The following is a 2,333-nucleotide window of genomic DNA, read 5'->3' as shown; positions in this document are numbered from 1 at the left end:
ATATAACTTGTTTGTTTTTGTTATTACAGTATTATTTATAACTAATTTTTATAAATGATTTGATAACTGGTTGGTAAATATTAATTTTTTGTAACTCAACTAAAAACCATAGCTTAAAGGTACTAAATTTCATGAATTGGGAAATTTTCTTAGCTAGTTTTACAGGTTCTTTGATTGAATTATTAGAGATCCTGGGAGTAACTATAGTTGTCGGTAGAGTAACAGGTTGGCGCAACGCCTTAGTTGGCTCAGGCATCGGTATTAGTGTAACTGTAGTTGCCGCACTCATCCTAGGCAAAAGCTTAATACTGATTCCCATACAAGTTCTTGAGATTATTGCCGGAGCAGTCTTGCTTGCTTTTGGGCAAAAGTGGACTCGCTCAGTAGTCAAGTATTATGGTGGCATTCTTAAGCCGAAAGATGATGAAGACGCGCAGTTACAGAAAGAACTGGAACAAGAGGGGATAAAATCAGGCTGGAACTGGTTTGCCGTAGTAACCACCTTCAAGAGTGCGTTGTTAGAAAGTGTAGAGATTGCTATTGCAATCGTCACTTTGGGGGTTACCGCAGGAAAATGGTATGAAGCCATCGGTGGTACTTCCCTTGCCGCCATTGGGTTGGTCTGCTTTGCATTTCTGTTTAGAGTCCCGCTCAACCAAGTGCCTATCAAGCCAATGAAATTTGTGGCAGCTATGCTCCTGATGGGATTTGGTACTTACTGGCTTGGCGAAGGACTTAATGTTCGCTGGTCAACAGGTAGCTGGACTATTATTTGGTTACCGCTAATCTGGGGTTCATTTATGGCTGGTTGTGCCGCACTCCTACGCTGGAGAATCGTGTTGCAAAAACAGCAAGAAACAATCGGGTAAGGACTTTAAGATTTCTTCTGTTATCCATTGGTTCTCCTTTAGAACAAACAAGTTTAGTCATCATAATTCATTGCATAGTCTAAAGTTGAAGGTTGAATAAAGAAGAAGGTAACCTAAACTTATCTTCTTCTTAATAAACTCGTGGGATTATCTACTTAAATAAGGCAATAATTTGATTTTTAACGAGAGCAAATGCAACCTTTCAAGTATAAAAACTTCAAGCGTAGGCAATATTTCCTCCTAAGTCTGCTAATAACAGCAGGAATAATTGTATTAAGTATTCAATCAATCAGTGCCAGAACTACTAACCCTGTAGGGAACTTTCCCGATAGCGGAGCTTTGCTACCTACAGGACAAGTGATTACACCCGCCGCCGCCCCAGGCTCAACTTTTGCGCGTTTAGCTACTGGTTTGCGATCGGATGGTACAGCCGATGCTGCCGAAGCCGTATCAACGGCTCTAAGTCCCGATGGTAAAACTTTACTGGTTTTAACTAGCGGCTACAACCAAAACTTTAAGAATGAAACAACTGGCGCAAACATTACCTACCCAGTTTTAGACCCAGTAACTGGTCAGCCAAGCGGTGTCATAGACCCATTAACTAATCAGCCAATTATAACCCGCAACGCAGAATGGGTATTTGTCTACGATGTTAGTAGCGGTAACTTAGTCAAACAGCAACAAATTAATATCCCCAATACTTACAACGGTTTGGCTTGGTCGCCAGATAGCCAAAACTTCTATGTATCCGGTGGCATTGACGATCGCATATATGTTTACACTCGCCAAACTAATCAGTACGTCCCTCAAGCTCCATTCATTCTACTAGGTCACAACTCCGACCAGACTGCACCCTTCCCTGAATATGATGGCGGTCTATTAAAAGATACTGAAGCCGAAGCTGCCGCAAGTGGAGCCGTTGTAGCAGGCGTTGCTGTTAGTAAGGATGGTAAAACCCTAGTAGCAGCAAACTTTGAGAACGATTCAATTTCCGTAGTTGATACCGCAACGCGCAAAGTACTCAAAGAAATTAAATTTTTCGTACCTGGTGGCAAAGTAGCAACAGGGGAATTTCCTTTTGATGTTGCGATTAGAAACACAAATACTGGTGCTGCTGCCAAAGCCTTTGTTAGCAGTCAACGCGATGATGAAGTATTAGCTGTTGATCTATCTAGTGGGGCAATTACTCGCCTATCAGTAGGCAGTCAACCTAACAAAATATTGCTTTCAGCAGATGAAAGCCGTTTGTATGTGGCTAACGGTAACAGTGACTCAATTTCAGTCATTGACACTAGCTTAAATAAAGTTGTAAAAACTATCTCCTTATCTCGGCAAGGCGATAAGTACAAAGGCGCTAATCCCAATTCTCTAGCTTTTAGTCCTCGAGGGCGATCGCTATTTGTGACTTTAGGTGGTGAGAATGCGGTAGCTGTCGTCGATTTGAGAGACGGGAGAGTAGTTGGA

The 2,333-nt window shown here is 41.9% G+C and carries 2 protein-coding genes; both read left to right on the top strand.

Annotated elements, in window-relative coordinates; all coding sequences use genetic code 11:
• The first annotated feature begins 131 nt into the window (after positions 1-131).
• Positions 132-869, top strand: a complete 738-nt coding sequence (locus AC2VE5_RS25970; RefSeq protein WP_486890451.1) for a COG4280 domain-containing protein — start codon at positions 132-134, stop codon at positions 867-869.
• A gap of 192 nt (positions 870-1,061) precedes the next feature.
• On the top strand, positions 1,062-2,333 hold a 1,272-nt coding region (locus tag AC2VE5_RS25965), incomplete at its 3' end, for a YncE family protein (RefSeq protein WP_486890450.1).

The sequence above is a fragment of the Aliterella sp. E5.1 genome, assembly GCF_057473825.1.
Note: the sequence above shows the minus strand (reverse complement) of the source record. Positions and strands in the feature narration are given on the sequence as shown.

Coding starts and splice junctions, on each gene's coding strand:
- AC2VE5_RS25970 (WP_486890451.1), top strand. CDS start 132: ATGAATTGGGAAATTTTCTTAGCTAGTTTTACAGGTTCTTTGATTGAA.